Origin of the sequence: Streptomyces tamarix (assembly GCF_032423885.1) — a bacterium.
Classification (GTDB): Bacteria; Actinomycetota; Actinomycetes; order Streptomycetales; family Streptomycetaceae; genus Streptomyces; species Streptomyces tamarix.
On sequence record NZ_JAWCTQ010000014.1, the window covers coordinates 38,689 to 55,171 of the forward strand.

16 protein-coding genes are annotated in these 16,483 nt (G+C 74.1%); 6 read left to right on the plus strand and 10 right to left on the minus strand.

What is annotated here, in order from left to right; translation table 11 throughout:
- Positions 1 to 53: 53 nt before the first annotated feature.
- Positions 54 to 1,376: an MFS transporter gene (locus RND61_RS13520; protein ID WP_315878160.1), complete on the plus strand. Its 1,323-nt coding sequence runs from the start codon at positions 54 to 56 to the stop codon at positions 1,374 to 1,376.
- 19 nt (positions 1,377 to 1,395) lie between these two features.
- On the opposite strand, the gene RND61_RS13525 is transcribed toward RND61_RS13520, so the two are convergent.
- Together RND61_RS13525 and tuf are read right to left on the minus strand one after the other, a co-directional pair.
- Complete coding sequence (locus tag RND61_RS13525; RefSeq protein ID WP_315878161.1) at positions 1,396 to 2,241, minus strand: spermidine synthase; 846 nt, start codon at positions 2,239 to 2,241, stop codon at positions 1,396 to 1,398.
- 29 nt (positions 2,242 to 2,270) lie between these two features.
- Entirely contained in the window at positions 2,271 to 3,449 is a 1,179-nt protein-coding gene (gene tuf, locus RND61_RS13530; RefSeq protein ID WP_315878162.1) for an elongation factor Tu, read from the minus strand.
- A 325-nt stretch (positions 3,450 to 3,774) separates the two neighbouring features.
- On the opposite strand from tuf, the gene RND61_RS13535 reads away from it, so the two are divergent.
- From RND61_RS13535 to lnt, 4 genes are all read left to right on the plus strand, one after another.
- Entirely contained in the window at positions 3,775 to 4,491 is a 717-nt protein-coding gene (locus RND61_RS13535) for a TVP38/TMEM64 family protein (RefSeq protein WP_315878163.1), read from the plus strand.
- Positions 4,492 to 4,595: 104 nt separating this feature from the next.
- The gene (locus RND61_RS13540; RefSeq protein ID WP_315878164.1) at positions 4,596 to 5,468 is read left to right on the plus strand and encodes an undecaprenyl-diphosphate phosphatase; all 873 of its coding nucleotides are present in this window, start codon (positions 4,596 to 4,598) and stop codon (positions 5,466 to 5,468) included.
- Between the two features lie 73 nt (positions 5,469 to 5,541).
- Positions 5,542 to 5,727 (plus strand): hypothetical protein, encoded by a 186-nt coding sequence (locus RND61_RS13545; protein ID WP_315878165.1) that lies wholly within the window; start codon positions 5,542 to 5,544, stop codon positions 5,725 to 5,727.
- 373 nt (positions 5,728 to 6,100) lie between these two features.
- Positions 6,101 to 7,708, plus strand: a complete 1,608-nt coding sequence (gene lnt / locus RND61_RS13550) for an apolipoprotein N-acyltransferase (protein WP_315878166.1) — start codon at positions 6,101 to 6,103, stop codon at positions 7,706 to 7,708.
- On the opposite strand, the gene RND61_RS13555 is transcribed toward lnt, so the two are convergent.
- Positions 7,629 to 8,537 carry a Gfo/Idh/MocA family protein gene (locus RND61_RS13555; protein WP_315878167.1) on the minus strand — a complete coding sequence of 303 codons (909 nt, stop codon included), beginning with the start codon at positions 8,535 to 8,537 and terminating at the stop codon, positions 7,629 to 7,631. The two genes, lnt and RND61_RS13555, sit on opposite strands and share 80 nt — an antisense overlap.
- Positions 8,538 to 8,659: 122 nt before the next feature.
- On the opposite strand from RND61_RS13555, the gene RND61_RS13560 reads away from it, so the two are divergent.
- The gene (locus RND61_RS13560; protein WP_315878168.1) at positions 8,660 to 9,112 is read left to right on the plus strand and encodes a hypothetical protein; all 453 of its coding nucleotides are present in this window, start codon (positions 8,660 to 8,662) and stop codon (positions 9,110 to 9,112) included.
- Between the two features lie 31 nt (positions 9,113 to 9,143).
- Here the strand turns inward: RND61_RS13560 and RND61_RS13565 are convergent, their stop codons facing one another.
- The 7 genes from RND61_RS13565 to RND61_RS13595 all read right to left on the minus strand — a co-directional run bounded on the left by RND61_RS13565 (position 9,144) and on the right by RND61_RS13595 (position 15,710).
- Positions 9,144 to 9,674: a hypothetical protein gene (locus RND61_RS13565; RefSeq protein WP_315878169.1), complete on the minus strand. Its 531-nt coding sequence runs from the start codon at positions 9,672 to 9,674 to the stop codon at positions 9,144 to 9,146.
- A 595-nt stretch (positions 9,675 to 10,269) separates the two neighbouring features.
- Entirely contained in the window at positions 10,270 to 10,953 is a 684-nt protein-coding gene (gene ung, locus RND61_RS13570; protein ID WP_315878170.1) for a uracil-DNA glycosylase, read from the minus strand.
- A 103-nt stretch (positions 10,954 to 11,056) separates the two neighbouring features.
- The gene (locus RND61_RS13575; protein ID WP_315878171.1) at positions 11,057 to 12,634 is read right to left on the minus strand and encodes an ABC transporter substrate-binding protein; all 1,578 of its coding nucleotides are present in this window, start codon (positions 12,632 to 12,634) and stop codon (positions 11,057 to 11,059) included.
- Between the two features lie 119 nt (positions 12,635 to 12,753).
- Positions 12,754 to 13,521 carry an SDR family oxidoreductase gene (locus RND61_RS13580; RefSeq protein ID WP_315878172.1) on the minus strand — a complete coding sequence of 256 codons (768 nt, stop codon included), beginning with the start codon at positions 13,519 to 13,521 and terminating at the stop codon, positions 12,754 to 12,756.
- A 17-nt stretch (positions 13,522 to 13,538) separates the two neighbouring features.
- A complete protein-coding gene (fabG, locus tag RND61_RS13585) occupies positions 13,539 to 14,300 on the minus strand; it encodes a 3-oxoacyl-ACP reductase FabG (RefSeq protein WP_315878173.1) in 762 nt (253 codons plus the stop codon).
- Positions 14,301 to 14,457: 157 nt separating this feature from the next.
- A complete protein-coding gene (locus tag RND61_RS13590; protein ID WP_315878174.1) occupies positions 14,458 to 14,841 on the minus strand; it encodes a DUF3037 domain-containing protein in 384 nt (127 codons plus the stop codon).
- Positions 14,838 to 15,710, minus strand: a complete 873-nt coding sequence (locus tag RND61_RS13595) for a HipA family kinase (RefSeq protein ID WP_315878175.1) — start codon at positions 15,708 to 15,710, stop codon at positions 14,838 to 14,840. The genes RND61_RS13590 and RND61_RS13595 overlap by 4 nt, the downstream gene beginning before the upstream one ends.
- Positions 15,711 to 16,483 lie beyond the last annotated feature (773 nt).

The following is a 16,483-nucleotide window of genomic DNA, read 5'->3' on the forward strand; positions in this document are numbered from 1 at the left end:
CCTGACGGGCAATCCGTTTGTCCACGGGGGTCTCCACCGGAGATAGTCCGGGGGTGAAGACCCCCGCCTCCCCCTCCCGCCTCCGCCCCGGCCGCCGCCCGGAGTGGGCGGGGCACAACTACGTCCTGCTGACCGCCGCGGCCGTCGTCACCAACCTGGGCTCCCACGGCGCCCTGGTGGCGGCGGCGTTCGCGGTGCTGGAGTCCGGCGGCGACGGCGGCGACGTGGGCCTGGTCGCCGCGGCCCGCACGCTGCCGCTCGTCCTCTTCCTCCTCGTCGGCGGAGCCCTCGCGGACCGGCTGCCCCGGCACCGCGTCATGGTCGCCGCCAACGCCCTCAACTGCGTCTCGCAGGCGGTCTTCGCGGCCCTCGTGCTCACCGGCCGGGCACAGCTGTGGCAGATGATGCTGCTGACCGCGCTGTGCGGCACGGGGCAGGCGTTCTTCAACCCGGCCGCCGAGGGCATGCTGATGTCCAGCGTCGGCGGCGAGCAGGCGAGCCGCGCCTTCGCGCTGTTCCGCATGGCCATGAGCGGCGCGGCCATCGGCGGGGCGGCGCTCGGCGGTGCCCTGGTCGCCGCGTTCGGGCCGGGCTGGGTGCTCGCCGTCGACGCGGTGGCGTTCGCCGTGGCGGGCGCGCTGCGGGCGTTCCTGGACGTGAGCCACGTCCCCGAGCGGGCCCCCGGGGGCGGTCTGCTCGCCGACCTGCGCGAGGGGTGGGACGAGTTCGTCGGCCGTCCCTGGCTGTGGGCGGTCGTCGCGCAGTTCTCCGTCGTCGTCGCCGTCGTCGGCGCCGCCGAGTCCGTGTACGGGCCGCTGGTCGCGCAGGAGTCGCTGGGCGGCGCGCGACCGTGGGGACTGGCCCTGGCCGCGTTCGGCGTGGGCACGCTCGGCGGCGCGCTGCTGATGATGCGCTGGAAGCCGCGCCGGCTGCTGCTGGTGGGCACGTTGTGCGTGTTCCCGCTGGCCCTGCCGTCGGCGGCGCTGGCCGTGCCGCTGCCGGCGGGCGGCCTGGCGGCGGTGATGTTCGTGTCCGGGGTGGCGATCGAGGTGTTCGGCGTGGCGTGGATGACCTCGCTGCACCAGGAGATCCCGGAGGAGAAGCTGTCGCGGGTCGCCGCGTACGACTGGTTCGGCTCGACCGCGATGCTGCCCCTGTCGACGGCGGTCGCGGGCCCGGTGGCGGACCTGTTCGGACGGTCGCGGGCGCTGTGGGGGTGTGCCGCGCTGATCGTGCTGGTGACGGCGCTGGTGCTGCTCGTCCCGGACGTGCGGAACCTGACGCGCCGTACGGGGCCGGCCCCGGCCCCGGCGGACCGGCCGCAGGAGCCGACCGGGGCGGCGTCCGAGACGGCCTCCGGGAGGACGGCCGCCTAGCGCCTCGCGGCGCCGGCCGTCAGCCGATGCCGAACGCGCCGCCGGGCGGCTCGGGCGACGGCACGGCGTCCGCGTCCCGCACCACCGCCGCGCCGCCGGTGAGCCGCGCCAGGGCCGGCCCGTGCTCCACGCGCGCGGGGAACGCGTCGGCGACCGCCCACCGGGCCAGCCGGGCCGTGTCGACCGGCGCGTGCGAGGCGACCAGCACCACGTTGCCGAACCGCCGCCCCCGCAGCACCGCCGGTTCGGCGATCAGCGCCAGCTCCCCGAACACGGCCGCGAAGGTGGCCAGTTGGGAGCGGAGGAACGCGAACGGCGCCCCGTCCGCCAGGTTCGCCGCGTAACACCCCTCCGGCCGCAGGACGCGCTCCACCTCGCGCGCGTACTCGACGGACGTGAGGTGCGCGGGCACCCGCGAGCCACCGAACACGTCCCCCACCACCAGGTCCGCCGAGCGCGCGGGCGCCGCCTCCAGCCACGCCCGCGCGTCCGCGCCGTGCACGGCGATCCCCGACCCGTCCGGCACGGGCAGCCGCTCCGCGACCAGCGCGAGCAGCGCCCGGTCCGCCTCCACGACGTCCTGCCGGGAGCCGGGCCGGGTCGCCGCGACGTACCGGGGCAGGGTCAGCGCGCCGCCCCCGAGGTGGACGACGTCGAGCGGGGCGCCCTCGCCGGCGGCGGCGTCCACGACGTGGGCGAGGCGCCGCGCGTACTCGAACTCCAGGTGCGTCGGGTCGTCGAGGTCGACGTACGACTGCGGCGCGCCGTCGACGGTCAGCAGCCAGGCCCGCTCCCGGTCGATGTCCGGCATGAGCTTGGCGGTGCCGCCGTCGACGGCGCGGAGTACGGGTACGGGCTCGTTCACCGCCCCATTCTCCCAGCCGGACCGCGGCGCTAGAGCAGCTCGCTCACGGTGCCCGCGCCGACCGTGCGGCCGCCCTCGCGGATCGCGAAGCCGAGGCCCGGCTCCAGCGGCACGGCGCGCCCCAGCTCGACGGTCATGGTGACCGTCTCCCCGGGCCGGGCGACGGCCGCCTCGCCCAGGTCGACGTCGCCGACCACGTCCGCGGTGCGGAGGTGGAACTGCGGCCGGTAGCCGGTCGACACGGGCGTCGCCCGGCCGCCCTCGCGGGCCGACAGGACGTACACCCGCGCCGTGAAGCGCCGCCTCGGCACGACGCTGCCCGGCTCGGCCACCACGTGGCCGCGGCGGACCGCGCCGCGCGGCACCCCGCGCAGGAGCAGCGCCACGTTGTCGCCGGCCTGCGCGGCGTCCATCGGCTTGCCGAACGTCTCCACGCCGGTGACGACGGTCTCCGCCGCGCCGGCGCCGAGCACCTCCACGCGGTCGCCGACGCGTACAGTGCCGCGCTCGACGGCCCCGGTGACGACGGTGCCCCGCCCGGTGACGGTGAGGACGTTCTCGACGGGCATCAGGAACGGCGCGTCCACGTACCGCACCGGCGTCGGCACGTACGTGTCGACCGCGTCGAGCAGCGCCTCGATCGACGCCGTCCAGCGGGGGTCGCCCTCCAGGGCCCTCAACCCGGAGACGCGGACGACCGGGACACAGTCGCCGCCGTAGCCGTGGGCGGTGAGCAACTCGCGCACCTCCAGCTCGACCAGGTCGGTGAGCTCGTCGTCGCCCGCGTCCGCCTTGTTGAGGGCGACGACGATGTGGTCGACGCCGACCTGGCGGGCGAGCAGGACGTGCTCGGCGGTCTGCGGCATGATCCCGTCGAGCGCGGAGACGACGAGGACGGCCCCGTCGAGCTGGGCCGCGCCGGTCACCATGTTCTTGACGTAGTCGGCGTGGCCGGGCATGTCGACGTGGGCGTAGTGGCGGGTGTCGGTCTCGTACTCGACGTGCGCGAGGTTGATGGTGATGCCGCGCCGCGCCTCCTCGGGCGCCCGGTCGATCCGGTCGAGCGCGACGTACGGGGTGCCGCCGCCGGAGCGCTCGCTGAGGACCTTGGTGATGGCCGCGGTGAGGGTGGTCTTGCCGTGGTCGACGTGACCCATGGTGCCGATGTTGAGGTGCGGCTTGGTGCGCACGTAGGCCGTCTTGGACATGACGGGACGGTTCCTCTCCGGAACTCGAAGCGACGATGGGGACCCCTCGGCCTTGCCGACCCTCCCCCTGCGGGGTCCGCCGGACGATCCGGGAAGGGTCAGCTTCGGGCGCCGTCCAGGACGATGGCGGCAGCCTTCGGCGCGTCCGCGACCGCGGACGACGCTGCGAGGAAGGCGTACCGGAACATGCGGACGATCCTGCCGTGGCGGACCGTGCGCGTCGAGTGGTTTTCCGCGTCCCGGCCGCGCTCGCCCGCCCGGGACGCGGCCCGGGGTGCGGCGCCGGTCACGGTGGGCCCGCGGCGCCGTCGGTTACGCTCCCGGGATGTTCGAGCCCGCCGTCCGGCCCCGGGCCGGTTTCGCCCCGCGCCGCTCCCGCGTCCTCCTTTCCCCCTGGTCGCGGCTGACGCTGCTCGTCTGCCTGCTCGCGGGCGCCGGGGCGGTGGTCGTGGCGTACGAGCCGCACCGGCTCCTCGCGGACGGGGGCTGGCCGCAGCAGGTCGGCGGCGCGGGCGCCGTCGTGCTGTTCGGGGTCGCGTACGGGCTGTGCGCCGCCGCGTTCGTGCCGCGCCCCGTGCTGAACCTGGCGTCGGGCGCCCTCTTCGGCGCGCAGGCGGGACTCGCCGCGGCCGTCGCCGGCACCGTCCTGGGGGCGGGCGTCGCGTTCGCGCTCGGCCGCGCCCTGGGCCGGGACGCGCTGCGCCCGCTGCTGCGGGGGCGCTGGGCGGAGGCGGCGGACGGGCAGCTCAGCCGGCACGGGTTCCGGTCGACGCTGGCGATCCGGCTGTTCCCCGGGGTGCCGTTCGCCGCGGCCAACTACGGCGCGGCGATCTCGCGCATGGGGTACGCGCCGTTCCTCCTGGGGACGGGGCTGGGCTGCGTACCGAACACGGCGGCGTACGTGGTCGCCGGGAGCCAGGCCGCGGCGCCGACCTCTCCGGCCTTCCTCCTGTCGGCCGGGTTCATCGTGGTCAGCGTGGCCGCCGGGGCGGTCGTGGCCTGGCGCAAGCGGCACCGGCTGCGGTCGGCGCCCGCGTCCTGACACCGCTCCGCGACACCGGATGATCACCGTCCGTTCACCGTGAAGCGGTACGCTGCACCGACCCCAACGACCGCACACGCACATTTCGGGACGGCCCTGGCCCCATGAGTTGGTTCGAATCGTTCATCCTCGGACTCGTCCAAGGGCTGACGGAGTTCCTCCCGATCTCCTCCAGCGCCCACCTGCGCCTCACGGCCGCCTTCGCGGGCTGGCAGGACCCGGGTGCCGCTTTCACGGCGATCACTCAGATCGGCACCGAGGCGGCCGTTCTGATCTACTTCCGCAAGGACATCGGCCGCATCCTGTCGGCGTGGTCCCGGTCACTGACGGACAAGTCGATGCGCTCCGACCACGACGCCCGGATGGGCTGGCTGGTGATCGTCGGGTCGATCCCGATCGGCGTGCTGGGCGTCACCCTGAAGGACCACATCGAGGGTCCGTTCCGCGACCTGCGGCTGATCGCCACGACCCTGATCGTGCTCGGCGTCGTCCTGGGCGTGGCCGACCGGATGGCGGCCCGCGCGCAGGAGGGCGGCCGGCACCGGGCGGCGCGGGAGCGCAAGACGCTGCGGGACCTGGGCGTCAAGGACGGCCTGGTCTTCGGCCTGTGCCAGGCGATGGCGCTGGTCCCGGGCGTCTCCCGGTCGGGCGCGACCATCAGCGGAGGTCTGCTGATGAACTACACGCGCGAGGCGGCCGCCCGCTACTCGTTCCTGCTGGCCATCCCCGCCGTCCTGGCCTCGGGCGTGTTCGAGCTGAAGGCCGTGGGCGAGGGCCACGTGTCGTGGGGGCCCACCGTCTTCGCGACGGTCATCGCGTTCGGTGTGGGCTACGCGGTCATCGCGTGGTTCATGAAATTCATCACTACCAAGAGCTTCATGCCGTTCGTGATCTACCGGATAGCGCTCGGTCTGGTGCTGTTCGCCCTGATCTGGCTGGGGGTCCTCAGCCCCGACGCGGGTCAGCCGACGCACTGACGCCGCCGTGGGAATCGTCACGGTGCGTGGCGGGTCACAGCGGATCGTCCGATGTGCGCACTAGTCTGGTCGCATGTCCAAGCCCGCGTTCGACCCCTTCGATCCCACCGTCCCCGACGCCGACGCCCTGAACCGGGCGATCCGCGAGCTGTGGGCGCGCTCGGGCGGACGCCTGTCGGCGGACGAGCAGCGGATCTACCAGGCCCTCATCCTGAAGTGGGCCGCCGCGCAGCAGGGCGACGTCGGCACCGCCGCGTAGCGCCCGCCGCCCGGCCCCGCCGTCCCGTACGGACGGCCGCCCCGCACGAGAAGGGCGAGAGAAGGCCGAGGGGGGCCGCCGGCAAAAGGGGGGGGCGACCGGCGGCCCCTGGTCCCGGGCGCCTTCCGGCCCGGTCCGTACCCACGACAGTGCCGTACCCGCGCGCCCCGCGGGAGGGCGCGCGACCGGTGTCCGCGCGTGTCCCCTTCACACCCCGTGTGAAGCGTGTGGCCGAAGCCCCGGACCGGCCCTGAGCAGGCTCTCGCCCTTCGCCGTCGCGCCGGGAAGTGCGGGGCGCGCGCCGGGCGCACTGTCCGTGGAGTGATCTCCTCCGCCACACTGGAGTTCCAGACCCCCGGGCGAGGAGGCGCGGATGCGGTTGCGAGCCGGACACGGTGAGGTGGCCGCGCGGCCGCGGTCGTCGCGGTGGGGGCGGGGCGCGGCCGTCGTCCTCGCGGGCGCGCTGCCCGCCCTGGCGTTCCCGGAGCCGTCCCTGTGGTGGCTGGCGTACGTGGCGCTGGTGCCGTGGCTGCTGCTGGTCCGCGCCGCGCCCACCGGGCGGCGGGCGGCGCTCGACGGGTGGCTGGGCGGGACGGGGTTCGTGCTGGCCGTGCACCACTGGCTGATGCCGAGCCTGCACGTCTTCATCCTGGTGCTGGCGGCACTCCTGGGACTGCTGTGGGCGCCGTGGGGGTGGCTGGTGCGGTGGGCGTTCGCGGGGGCGTCGGGGTCGCGGGGGCGGGCGGTCGCCGCGTGCGCGGTGGTGCCGTCGGGGTGGCTGATGGTCGAGGCGGTCCGGTCCTGGGAGGGGCTGGGCGGTCCGTGGGGGCTGCTGGGCGCCAGTCAGTGGCAGGTCGCGCCCGCGCTGCGGGTGGCGGCGCTGGGCGGGGTGTGGCTGGTGACGCTGTTGGTGGTGGCGGTCAACACGGCGGTGGCGCTGCTCGTGGCGGTGCCTCCCGTACGTACGGCCGCGGTCGCGGCGCTGGCGGTGTGCGCGGTCGCCACGGGTACGGCGTGGATGTGGTCGTCGCCGCCGGAGCCGGTGGGCACGGCGCGGATCGGGGTCGTCCAGCCGGGGGTGGTCGGTGGGCCGGACGGCCCCGGGCCGCGGTTCTCCCGCAGTGAGGAGCTGACCCGTTCGCTGGCGGGGCGGGACGCGGACCTCGTCGTGTGGGGCGAGAGCAGCGTCGGCGCCGACCTGGCGGCCCGGCCGGACCTCGCCGACCGGCTGGCGGAGCTGTCGCGGCACGTCGGCGCCGAGGTCCTGGTGAACGTCGACGCGCGCCGCTCGGACCTGCCGGGCATCTACAAGAGCAGTGTCCTCGTGGGCCCCGGCGGCCCGACCGGGGACCGGTACGACAAGATGCGGCTGGTGCCGTTCGGCGAGTACGTCCCGGCGCGGGCCGTACTGGGGTGGGCGACGTCGGTGGGCCGGGCCGCCGACGAGGACCGGCGGCGCGGCACCGCGCAGGTCGTGATGGCGGCCGGGGGCGGCGGGGAGCGGACGCTGCTCGTGGGTCCGCTCGTGTGCTTCGAGTCGGCGTTCCCCGACATGAGTCGCCGCCTGGCGCGTGACGGCGCGCAGGTACTGGTCGCCCAGTCGGCGACGTCGACGTTCCAGGAGAGCTGGGCGCCCGGGCAGCACGCGTCGCTGGCGGCGCTGCGCGCGGCCGAGACCGGCCGGCCGGTGGTGCACGCGACGCTGACCGGGGTGAGCGCCGTGTACGGGCCGGACGGCGCCCGGATCGGGGACCCGCTCGGCACGGACCGCGGCGCGGCCGCCGTCTACGACGTTCCGCTCTCCGACACGACGACGCCGTACGTACGGTTCGGCGACTGGCCCCTGTGGGCGGCGCTCGCCGTCCTCGCGGGCGTGGCGGGCGCCGCCGGGGCGCGGGCGGTCAGGCGGACGCCTGCTCCAGACAGTCCCGTACGACCCGCTCGCACAGCTCGTGGGTCCGCAGGGCGTCGCGGGCGCTGAGCACCTCGCCCGCCCGTACGGCGTCGAGGAAGGCGAGCGCGACCTGCTCGATGCCGCGCTGCCGGGCGACGGGCACCCAGTCGCCGCGCCGCCGCACGGTCGGCAGGCCCGTGTGGTCGATCACCTCCGCCAGGTTGACGACCTGGCGCTTGGCGTCCTGCCCCGAGACCTCCAGGACCTCCTCGGTGGAGCCGCTCACGCGGTTCATCGTCCCGATGGCCGTGAAGCCGTCCCCGGAGAGCTGGAGCACCACGTGGTGCATGAGCCCGTCGCGGACGCGCGCGCGGACGTCGGTGTGCTCCACCGGCCCCGGGAGCAGGAAGCGCAGGGTGTCGACGACGTGGATGAAGTCGTCGAGGACGAGGGTGCGGGGCTCCTCGGGGAGGCCGACGCGGTTCTTCTGCATGAGGATCAGCTCGCGCGGGTGCTCCCCGCACTGCGCGTACGCGGGCGCGTGGCGGCGGTTGAAGCCGACGGCGAGGGACACCCCGCGCCGCTCGGCGAGCTCCACGAGGCGGCGGGACTCGTCGAGTTCGTACGCGAGGGGCTTGTCGACGTACGTGGGGACGCCGGCCTCCAGCAGCCGCGTGACGATCTCGGGATGGACGCTCGTCGGGGCGTGCACGAACGCCGCGTCGAGCCCGGCGGCGAGCAGTGCGTCGAGGTCCGTGTGGCGGCGCTCCCGCGGGATGTGGTGGGCGTCCGCGACCCGCTCCAGGGTGGCGGGGGTGCGGGTCTGGAGGTGCAGCTCGACGTCGGGCCGGGTCGTGAGTACCGGGAGGTACGCCTTCTGCGCGATGTCTCCGAGCCCGATGCAGCCCACCTTCACGGGGGTCTCCTCTCACGTGGTGCCGTCCGCCCCGCAGCATACGTGTGGAGTACTTCACCCATGCGTGCGGTAACCGCCGGTACGAACGGTGCCGCGGGCGCCCCGGGCGGCACAGTGTGCCGGTGCGAGAAAGAGCGAGAGGCAGGCTCGGCGGGAGCGGCGGGGCGCTGTGCGTCCTGATGGGTGTGGCGGCGGCGGCGCTGACGGGCTGTGTGTCGGTGTCGCCCGACTCCGGCCCCGCCCCCTCTCCGGCGGCGGGGGACTCGTCGCGGAAGCCGGTGCCGCTGGTGGCCGAGGAGCGTCCGCGCGAGGCGCTGGAGAGCACCGCCCCCGTGGCGGTGCCGTCCCCCCGGCCGGTGGCGGTGCGGCCCCGGGCGGACGAGGGCGGCGCGAAGGGCGCCGAGGCGCGGCCCCGGGCCCGCCTCACGGTGCGCCCGGCCGCGCCGGTGCCGGTACCGGTGCCGATGCGGTCGGCGGTCGGCGTACCGGACGTGTGCGGGCTGGTGGAGCGGCACGGTGCCTGGCGCCCGGGCGGTGCCGGGCCCTTCCCGTGCCGGGGGGCGGCGCGCCGCTGACGCCGGGCCGGGGTTCCGGCAGCGGCGCGGGTCAGGCGCCGCTCTCGCGCAGGCGGCGGTCGAGCCGGTCGATGGCGGCCCGGACGCCCGCGTCGTACCCGTCGCCGCCGAGGGCGGCGGAGGCCGCGCGGGCCCGGTCGAGGTGCACGCGCGCGTCGTGCGGACGGCGCAGCCCCAGGTAGTCGGCGGCGAGGTTCAGATGGAGCGACGGGTACAGGGCGCGCAGGGCGGCGGCCGTGTCGCGGCGGGCGGGCCGCGTCCCGTCGGGCGCTTCGCCCGGTACTTCGCCGAGCTCCTCGCCGAGGGCTTCGGCGGCGGTCAGCGCACGCAGGTCCCAGGCGAGTTCGGCGTCGGGGTCGTCCTGGGCGTCCGCCATGTAGTGGGCCAGGGTGCAGCGGTGCAGGGGGTCCCCGTCCGCCCCGAGCCGCTCCCACAGCGCGTGGAACCGGTTGCGGGCCTCCTCGCGGTCTCCCCCGTGCAGCAGCATCGCCGCCTGGCCGATGCTGGTCGTGAGCGCGCCGTCGTCCGCGGGGCTGGTCGTGACCGCGTCGTCGTCCGCCATGTGCCGGCCTCCCTCGTCGTCGTACCCCGACGCTAACCGCCGGGGCGGCCGATCCCGGGCAGACGCAGCCGACCCCGCCGCGCGGACCCCGGCGTGCGCGGCTCCGGCCCCGGGGCGGCGTGGCGTCACCCGCGCCACCGCCTCCGCGACGGCCAAGGCACGTACGGCGGCACGACCACGTACCGCGGGCACCACCCGTACGGCGCCCTTCACCGGCAGGCCCCCGGCGGACGCGGCCCCGGGGCGGCGTGGCGTCGCCCGCAGCGCCACCCCCGCGACGGTCGGGACGGGTACGGCGGCACGACCGATGCCGCGGACACACCCGTACGGCGCTCCTCGCCGGGAGGCCCTCAGCGGGCGCGCGGCGCGCCCGGTCGTGGTGGGCGCGGGCGGTGGCGGGTCCTCGCCCGGCCTCCCCGGCCAGTGGTGGGGAGGCCCCGCCCCGGTCGGTGGCCAGTGGTGGAGAGGCACCGCCCCGGCCGGCCACCGGCGATCGCGGTGCACCGCTGTCCGGCACCGTCCTGTACGGGCCGCCGACGGCGCAAAGGCTCCTGCCACCGGGCGCCGGGGCCGGGGCGGCCCGGCGGTCCGCCGCTCAGCCGAGGTCGGGGATGCGCCAGTCGATCGGCTCGTGGCCCTGTGCGGCGACGGCCGCGTTGATCTGCGTGAAGGGGCGGGAGCCGAAGAACTTCTTCGCGGAGAGCGGCGACGGGTGGGCGCCCTTCACCACGGCGTGCCGCGTCTCGTCGATAAGCGGCAGCTTCTTCTGCGCGTAGTTGCCCCACAGGACGAACACGGCGGGGTCGGGGCGGGCGGCGACGGCGCTGATGACCGCGTCCGTGAACTTCTCCCAGCCCTTGCCCTTGTGGGAGTTGGCCTCACCGGCCCGGACGGTCAGCACGGCGTTGAGCAGCAGGACGCCCTGCTCGGCCCACGGCATGAGGTAGCCGTTGTCCGGGATGGGGTGGCCGAGCTCCTCGTGCATCTCCTTGTAGATGTTCCGCAGGGACGGCGGGACCTTGACGCCCGGCCGGACGGAGAAGCACAGACCGTGCCCCTGGCCCTCCCCGTGGTACGGGTCCTGGCCCAGGATGAGGACCTTGACCTTGTCGTACGGGGTGGCGGCGAGCGCGGCGAACACCTCGTCCCGCGGGGGGTAGACCGGCCCCTTGGCCCGCTCCTCCTCGACGAACTCGGTGAGCTGCTCGAAGTACGGCTTCTGCAGTTCGTCGCCGAGGACGCCGCGCCAGGACTCGGGCAGCATGGCGGTGTCGGTCACGTCGAGAACCTCCGGTGTGGGATCGCTTGTCGATCACAGAACCTACCTGCGACCACTGACAACCGATCCCATCACCTCCGTCCGGCAACCGCAGCCGCAGCCGCTACCAGCTCGTCTTGCGGTGCAGCTCCCAGAGCTGCATGACGGTCTGCGGGTCGAGGGCGCGCTCGCCGCCGCCGATCTCCTCGCTGGCCGCGACGTACAGCTTGCCCTGCCACAGGGGCAGCAGGCGGACGTCCTCGACGAAGATCTGCTGGGCCCGCTCGAACTGCTCGGTGACCGCGGCGCGGTCGCTCTTGCGGCGCGACTCGGGCAGCAGCTGGTCGGTGATCTCCGGCTGCTCGTACGGCGCGGCGTGGACGTTGTTCTTGCCGACGAACGGCGCGACGAAGTTGTCCGGGTCCGGGAAGTCGGGGAACCAGCCGCGGCCGAAGATCGGGTACTCGCCCTTCTGGTAGGCCTCCTGGAACTCCTTCCAGGGCTTGCCGACGAGGGTCACCTCGAACAGTCCGGAGGCGTCCAGCTGCCGCTTGATCTCGGCGAACTCGGCGGCCGTGGAGGAGCCGTACCGGTCGGTGGTGTAGCCGATGGTCAGCTTCACCGGCTGGTCGATGCCGGCCTTGCGCAGGATGTTCTTCGCCTTGGTGACGTCCGGGTCGCCGTAGTGGTCGAAGAACTTGGTCGTGTGCCCGGCGATGCCCTTCGGGACCATCGAGTACAGCGGCTCGGCGGTGCCCTGGTACGCCTTGGCGACGAGGGCGCCACGGTCGATGACCTGCGCGATCGCCCGGCGGACGGCGGGCTTGCCGACCTGCGGGTCGTCCGGGTTGAAGACCAGGTAGTGGATGGTCGCGCCGGTCGACTCGACGATCTGGAGGCCCTCGTTCTCGGGCTTCTTCTCGCTCAGGTCGACGACCTCCTCGGCGGTCAGGCCGCGGTAGGTGGCGTCGATCTCCTTGTTCTTCAGCGCGGCGACCATCGCCTCGGAGTCACCGAAGTAGCGGATGGTGACGGCGGTGTTCTTGCGGTCGGCGAACCCCTTGTACGTGGGGTTCTTGACCAGCTCGGCCTCCTTGCCCTCGGTGTACTTGCCGAGCGTGTACGGGCCGGAGCCGACCAGCTTGCCGTCCTCGCGGAGCTTGTCCGCCGGGTACGAGGCGGGCTCGACGATCGACATGGCGGGCGTGGCGAGGACGAAGGGGAAGGTGGCGTCCGACTCCTTGAGCCGGAAGACCACCGTCTTGTCGCCGCTCGTCTCGACCTTGTCGAGGGCCCCGAGGAGTCCGTTGGGGCCGCCCTCCGCGTTGATGGTGCGGATCCGCTCGATCGAGTGCTTGACCGCCTCGGCGTCGACCTTGCTGCCGGAGGAGAACTGCAGCCCTTCGTGCAGGTCGCACTGGAACACCTTGCTGGCGGTGTCGGTGAACTTGCAGTCCGCCGCGTCCGGCTGGGGCGTCGTGCTCCCGGTGGGGAAACTCAGCAGCGTCTGGAAGACGTTCCGGTACAGCTCCCAGGAACTGTCCCACGCGGCCGCTGGGTCGAGGGTGGTCGGAGAACTCGTCGTGCCCACGACGATCTTGCTTTCCGCCTCGGCTTCATCACCCGCGAAGAGACTGCATCCCGCCAGCAGGGATATGGACGCAAGGGCTGCAGCCGCCTGCAGACTGGTCCGGTTGAACACGTGCACACGCTCCTCGTTCAGCCATGGTCGGCCGACCATACCGCAGCGCCCCGCCGGGTCAATCCAGGGGACCGGCGGGGCACTTGAGGCATTAGGCGGCCAATCAGGCGCAATCCACCTCAGCCGACTCCGGCATTGAGGAAAATCCCCCCGTCGACCACCAGGGTCTGCCCGGTGATCCAGTCCGATTGGTCGGACGTGAGGAAAGCGGCGGCGCCACCGATATCCGTGGGCGTGCCGAGCCTGCCGAGCGGATAGGAGGCGGTCACCTCCGCCTCGCGGCCCTCGTAGAGGGCCTCCGCGAATTTCGTCTTCACGACGGCCGGGGCGATCGCATTGACCCGGACGATCGGGGCGAACTCATGGGCGAGCTGCAGCGTGAGGTTGATCATCGCCGCCTTGCTCATCCCGTACGCCCCCACGAACGGGGAGGCGGCGACGCCGGCGACCGACGCGATGTTCACGATCGCCCCGCCGTTGTCCTTCTGCCAGGCCCTCCAGGTCTGCTGGGCGAAGCCGAGCGCCGAGATGACGTTGGTCTCGTAGACCTTGCGGGCCACGTTGAGGTCGAGGTCGGCCATCGGGCCGAAGACGGGGTTCGTCCCGGCGTTGTTGACCAGGTAGTCCACGCGGCCGAAGGCCTCCATGGTCCGCTCGACGGCGGTCGCCTGGTGGGCCTCGTCGTGGGCCTTGCCGGCGACGTGGACGGCGCGGTCGGGGCCGAGGCGCTCGACGGCCGCCTTGAGGGCCTCCTCGCCGCGTCCGGTGATGCAGACGCGGTCGCCGCGCGCGACGAGGGCCTCGGCGATGCCGTAGCCGATGCCCCGGCTGCCGCCGGTGACGAGGGCGACCCGGCCGGTCGGCTCGGGCAGTTCGCTGGCGTTCATGTCGTCCACCCGCCGTTTCAGTTGAGGGGCCCGCCGGCCACGTACAGGACCTGGCCGGAGACGAAACCGGCGTCGTCGCCCGTGAAGAAGGCGATCGCGTTCGCGATGTCCTCGGGGCGGCCCACGCGCTGGACGGGGATCTGGGTGGCGGCGGCGGCCTGGAACTCCTCGAAGCCCATGCCCACGCGCGCGGCGGTCTGCGCGGTCATCTCGGTGACGATGAAGCCGGGCGCGACGGCGTTGGCGGTGATGCCGAACTTGCCGAGTTCCTTGGCGAGGGTCTTGGTGAAGCCCTGGAGGCCGGCCTTGACGGCGGAGTAGTTGGCCTGGCCCCGGTTGCCGAGGGCGGAGGACGAGGAGAGGCTGACGATCCGGCCGAAGCCCGCGTCGACCATGTGCTTCTGGCACGCCTTGGCCATCAGGAACGCGCCCTTGAGGTGCACGTTCATCACCGTGTCCCAGTCGGACTCGGACATCTTGAACAGCAGGTTGTCGCGGAGCACACCCGCGTTGTTGACGAGGATCGTGGGGGCCCCGAGCTCGTCGGCGACGCGGGCGACCGCGGCCTCCACCTGGGCGCTGTCGGAGACGTCGCAGCCGACGGCGAAGGCGGTGCCGCCGGCCGCGGTGATGGTGTCGACGGTGTCCTTGCAGGCGGCCTCGTCGAGGTCGAGGACGGCGACGGCACGGCCCTCGGCCGCGAGCCGTACGGCGGTCGCCGCGCCGATGCCGCGCGCCCCTCCGGTCACGACGGCCACGCGCTGCTGGGTGGTGGACATGCTGGTTCTCCTCGCCCTTGAGTCCCTGGGGCCGCTCGTCCCGCTCCCGGCGGAGTGGTGAGCGACCGCTTAGTACCTTCAGCAGGACGAGACGCTAGAAGCCCTGGCACCCGGTGTCAACGGCTCACGGGCGGGGTGCCGGGGATCACGCGGGGCGTCAGCGGACGAGCAGGTCCAACAGCCGTTCGACCTCCGCCTCCGGGTCCGTGGTGAGCCCGGTGTGCACGGGGCCGGGCTGGACGACGGTGGAGCGGGGCGCGACGAGCCAGCGGAACCGCCGCCCCGCGTCCTCGCGGCGGGCCTGCCCGGCGTCGTCGCCGCCGCGGCAGACGCCCTCCACGGCGTGCAGGGCGGCCCGCACACCGGCGACGTCGGCCCGCGGGTCGAGCGCCGCCAGCTTCCTCTCGTCCAGGTGCGTCCGCGCGGCCACGAAGGCCTCGGCGCGGCAGTAGACCACCACGCCCGCGTTGAAGCACTCGCCTCGGTCGACGCGCGGCACGACGCGCAGCAGGGCGTATTCGAAGACGTTCCGCTCGGTCACTCGCCGCTGTCCTTCTGCTCGCTTCGTACGGTCGTGCCGCCCTTGGCGGTGTGGGGCCAGGGGGTGAGGTGGTCGGTCAGCCAGCCGGGTGCCCGCGAGGGCATGCGCTCGGTCCGCTCCCCCACGGTGACGCGCTCGTGGATGGTCGCGGCACGCGGCAGCAGCGCTTCGACGTAGGCGCGTCGCACGGCGTCGGGCGAGTCGAAGCCGGGCTCGCCGACCAGCCACTCGTCGGGCACGTCGGCGGTCACCTCGGTCAGCAGCTCCTCGGTGACCCGCGGCGCCAGCTCGGCCGCGGCGGCGGCCACGTCGGGGCCGTACGTGGCCAGGACGTGGTCCGAGGCGTCGTACGGCTTGGCGGCGGAGGCCCGGGCGCCGGGCCAGTTGTGGTGCCAGATCATGGTGGCGCCGTGGTCGATCAGCCACGGCTCACCGTGCCAGACCAGCATGTTGGGGTTGCGCCAGGACCGGTCGACGTTGTTGATCAGCGCGTCGAACCACACGACCCGGCCCGCCTCGACCGGGTCCATCTCGTAGGCGAGGGGGTCGAAGCCGATGGAGCCCGGCAGGTAGTCCATGCCCAGGTTCAGCCCGCCGCTGGCCTTGAGGAGCTCCTGCACCTCCTGGTCGGGCTCGCCCAGGCCGATGACGGGATCGAGCTGGATGGCGACGAGCTCGGGCACGCGCAGGCCGAGCCGGCGGCCCAGCTGACCGCAGACCACCTCGGCGACGAGCGTCTTGCGGCCCTGGCCCGCGCCGGTGAACTTCATGACGTACGTACCGAGGTCGTCGGCCTCGACGATCCCGGGGAGCGAGCCGCCTTCACGCAGGGGCGTGACATAGCGAGTCGCTACGACCTCTTCCAGCACTTTCCCAGGCCACCCATCTATTCAACCTTGCAATCCACGGCCGGCTTTCTGAGGGCGCGGGAGGAGGAGATGCCCGTCAACGCCCCTGGGGGTCCGGGGAGCCACGACCGGCACACCGGTCTTCCCGCTCCCCGAGCAGCCCGTCGACGGCGCTGCGCCCCTTGGGCGCTGCGCCCCTTGCTACCGGCCTCCGGCACGAAGTGAGCATAGTAACCGAGGGTGATCACGAGCGAGGAACACCCCGGCCACCGCGCCGAGGCCACGACGGAATCTCCGGCTCCGTCCCCACGGCTGCGGGGACGACCGCACCCCGCGTGATCACGGCGGACCGCCCCCGCGGGGACGGGACGGCCGCCGCGGACCGGGCGCCCTCCCCGCGGAGAAGGACCGCCCCCACGGGTACGGGGACGGGTACGACGCTGGAGTGGTGCCTGTGGCTCGCCGTGCTGCGGTCGTCCCCGCGTCCGCGGGGGACGGTGCCAGCCCTTCGGTTCATCCCGCCACGAGAACTGGGTGCCCTCGCCCCCGCGCATGATCCCTGCCCGACGACCACCAGGGCCCGCGCCTCTCGTGTGCCTCGCTCGCGCGTCGGCCAGGGCTACGGCTTCGGCAGCCGTACCGGCGTCGACTCCGGGTGGGACGCGTACGGCTTCCCTGGTCGACGCGGGCGACGGCGCCCGCGGTGGTCGGGCGGTCTTGCTGGTCCGCCGGCCGGTGCCGGGCCGCTCGACCGCCCGCCGTCGCACCGGTGCCGTGCCGCTGCGGAACCGCCC

Excerpts from the sequence above, each read along its gene's own strand:
- tuf (WP_315878162.1), bottom strand. The coding sequence starts at position 3,449 with ATGTCCAAGACGGCCTACGTGCGCACCAAGCCGCACCTCAACATCGGC.
- RND61_RS13535 (WP_315878163.1), top strand. The coding sequence starts at position 3,775 with ATGTTCGAGCCCGCCGTCCGGCCCCGGGCCGGTTTCGCCCCGCGCCGC.
- RND61_RS13540 (WP_315878164.1), top strand. The coding sequence starts at position 4,596 with ATGAGTTGGTTCGAATCGTTCATCCTCGGACTCGTCCAAGGGCTGACG.
- RND61_RS13545 (WP_315878165.1), top strand. The coding sequence starts at position 5,542 with ATGTCCAAGCCCGCGTTCGACCCCTTCGATCCCACCGTCCCCGACGCC.
- lnt (WP_315878166.1), top strand. The coding sequence starts at position 6,101 with ATGCGGTTGCGAGCCGGACACGGTGAGGTGGCCGCGCGGCCGCGGTCG.
- RND61_RS13565 (WP_315878169.1), bottom strand. The coding sequence starts at position 9,674 with ATGGCGGACGACGACGCGGTCACGACCAGCCCCGCGGACGACGGCGCG.
- RND61_RS13580 (WP_315878172.1), bottom strand. The coding sequence starts at position 13,521 with ATGAACGCCAGCGAACTGCCCGAGCCGACCGGCCGGGTCGCCCTCGTC.
- fabG (WP_315878173.1), bottom strand. The coding sequence starts at position 14,300 with ATGTCCACCACCCAGCAGCGCGTGGCCGTCGTGACCGGAGGGGCGCGC.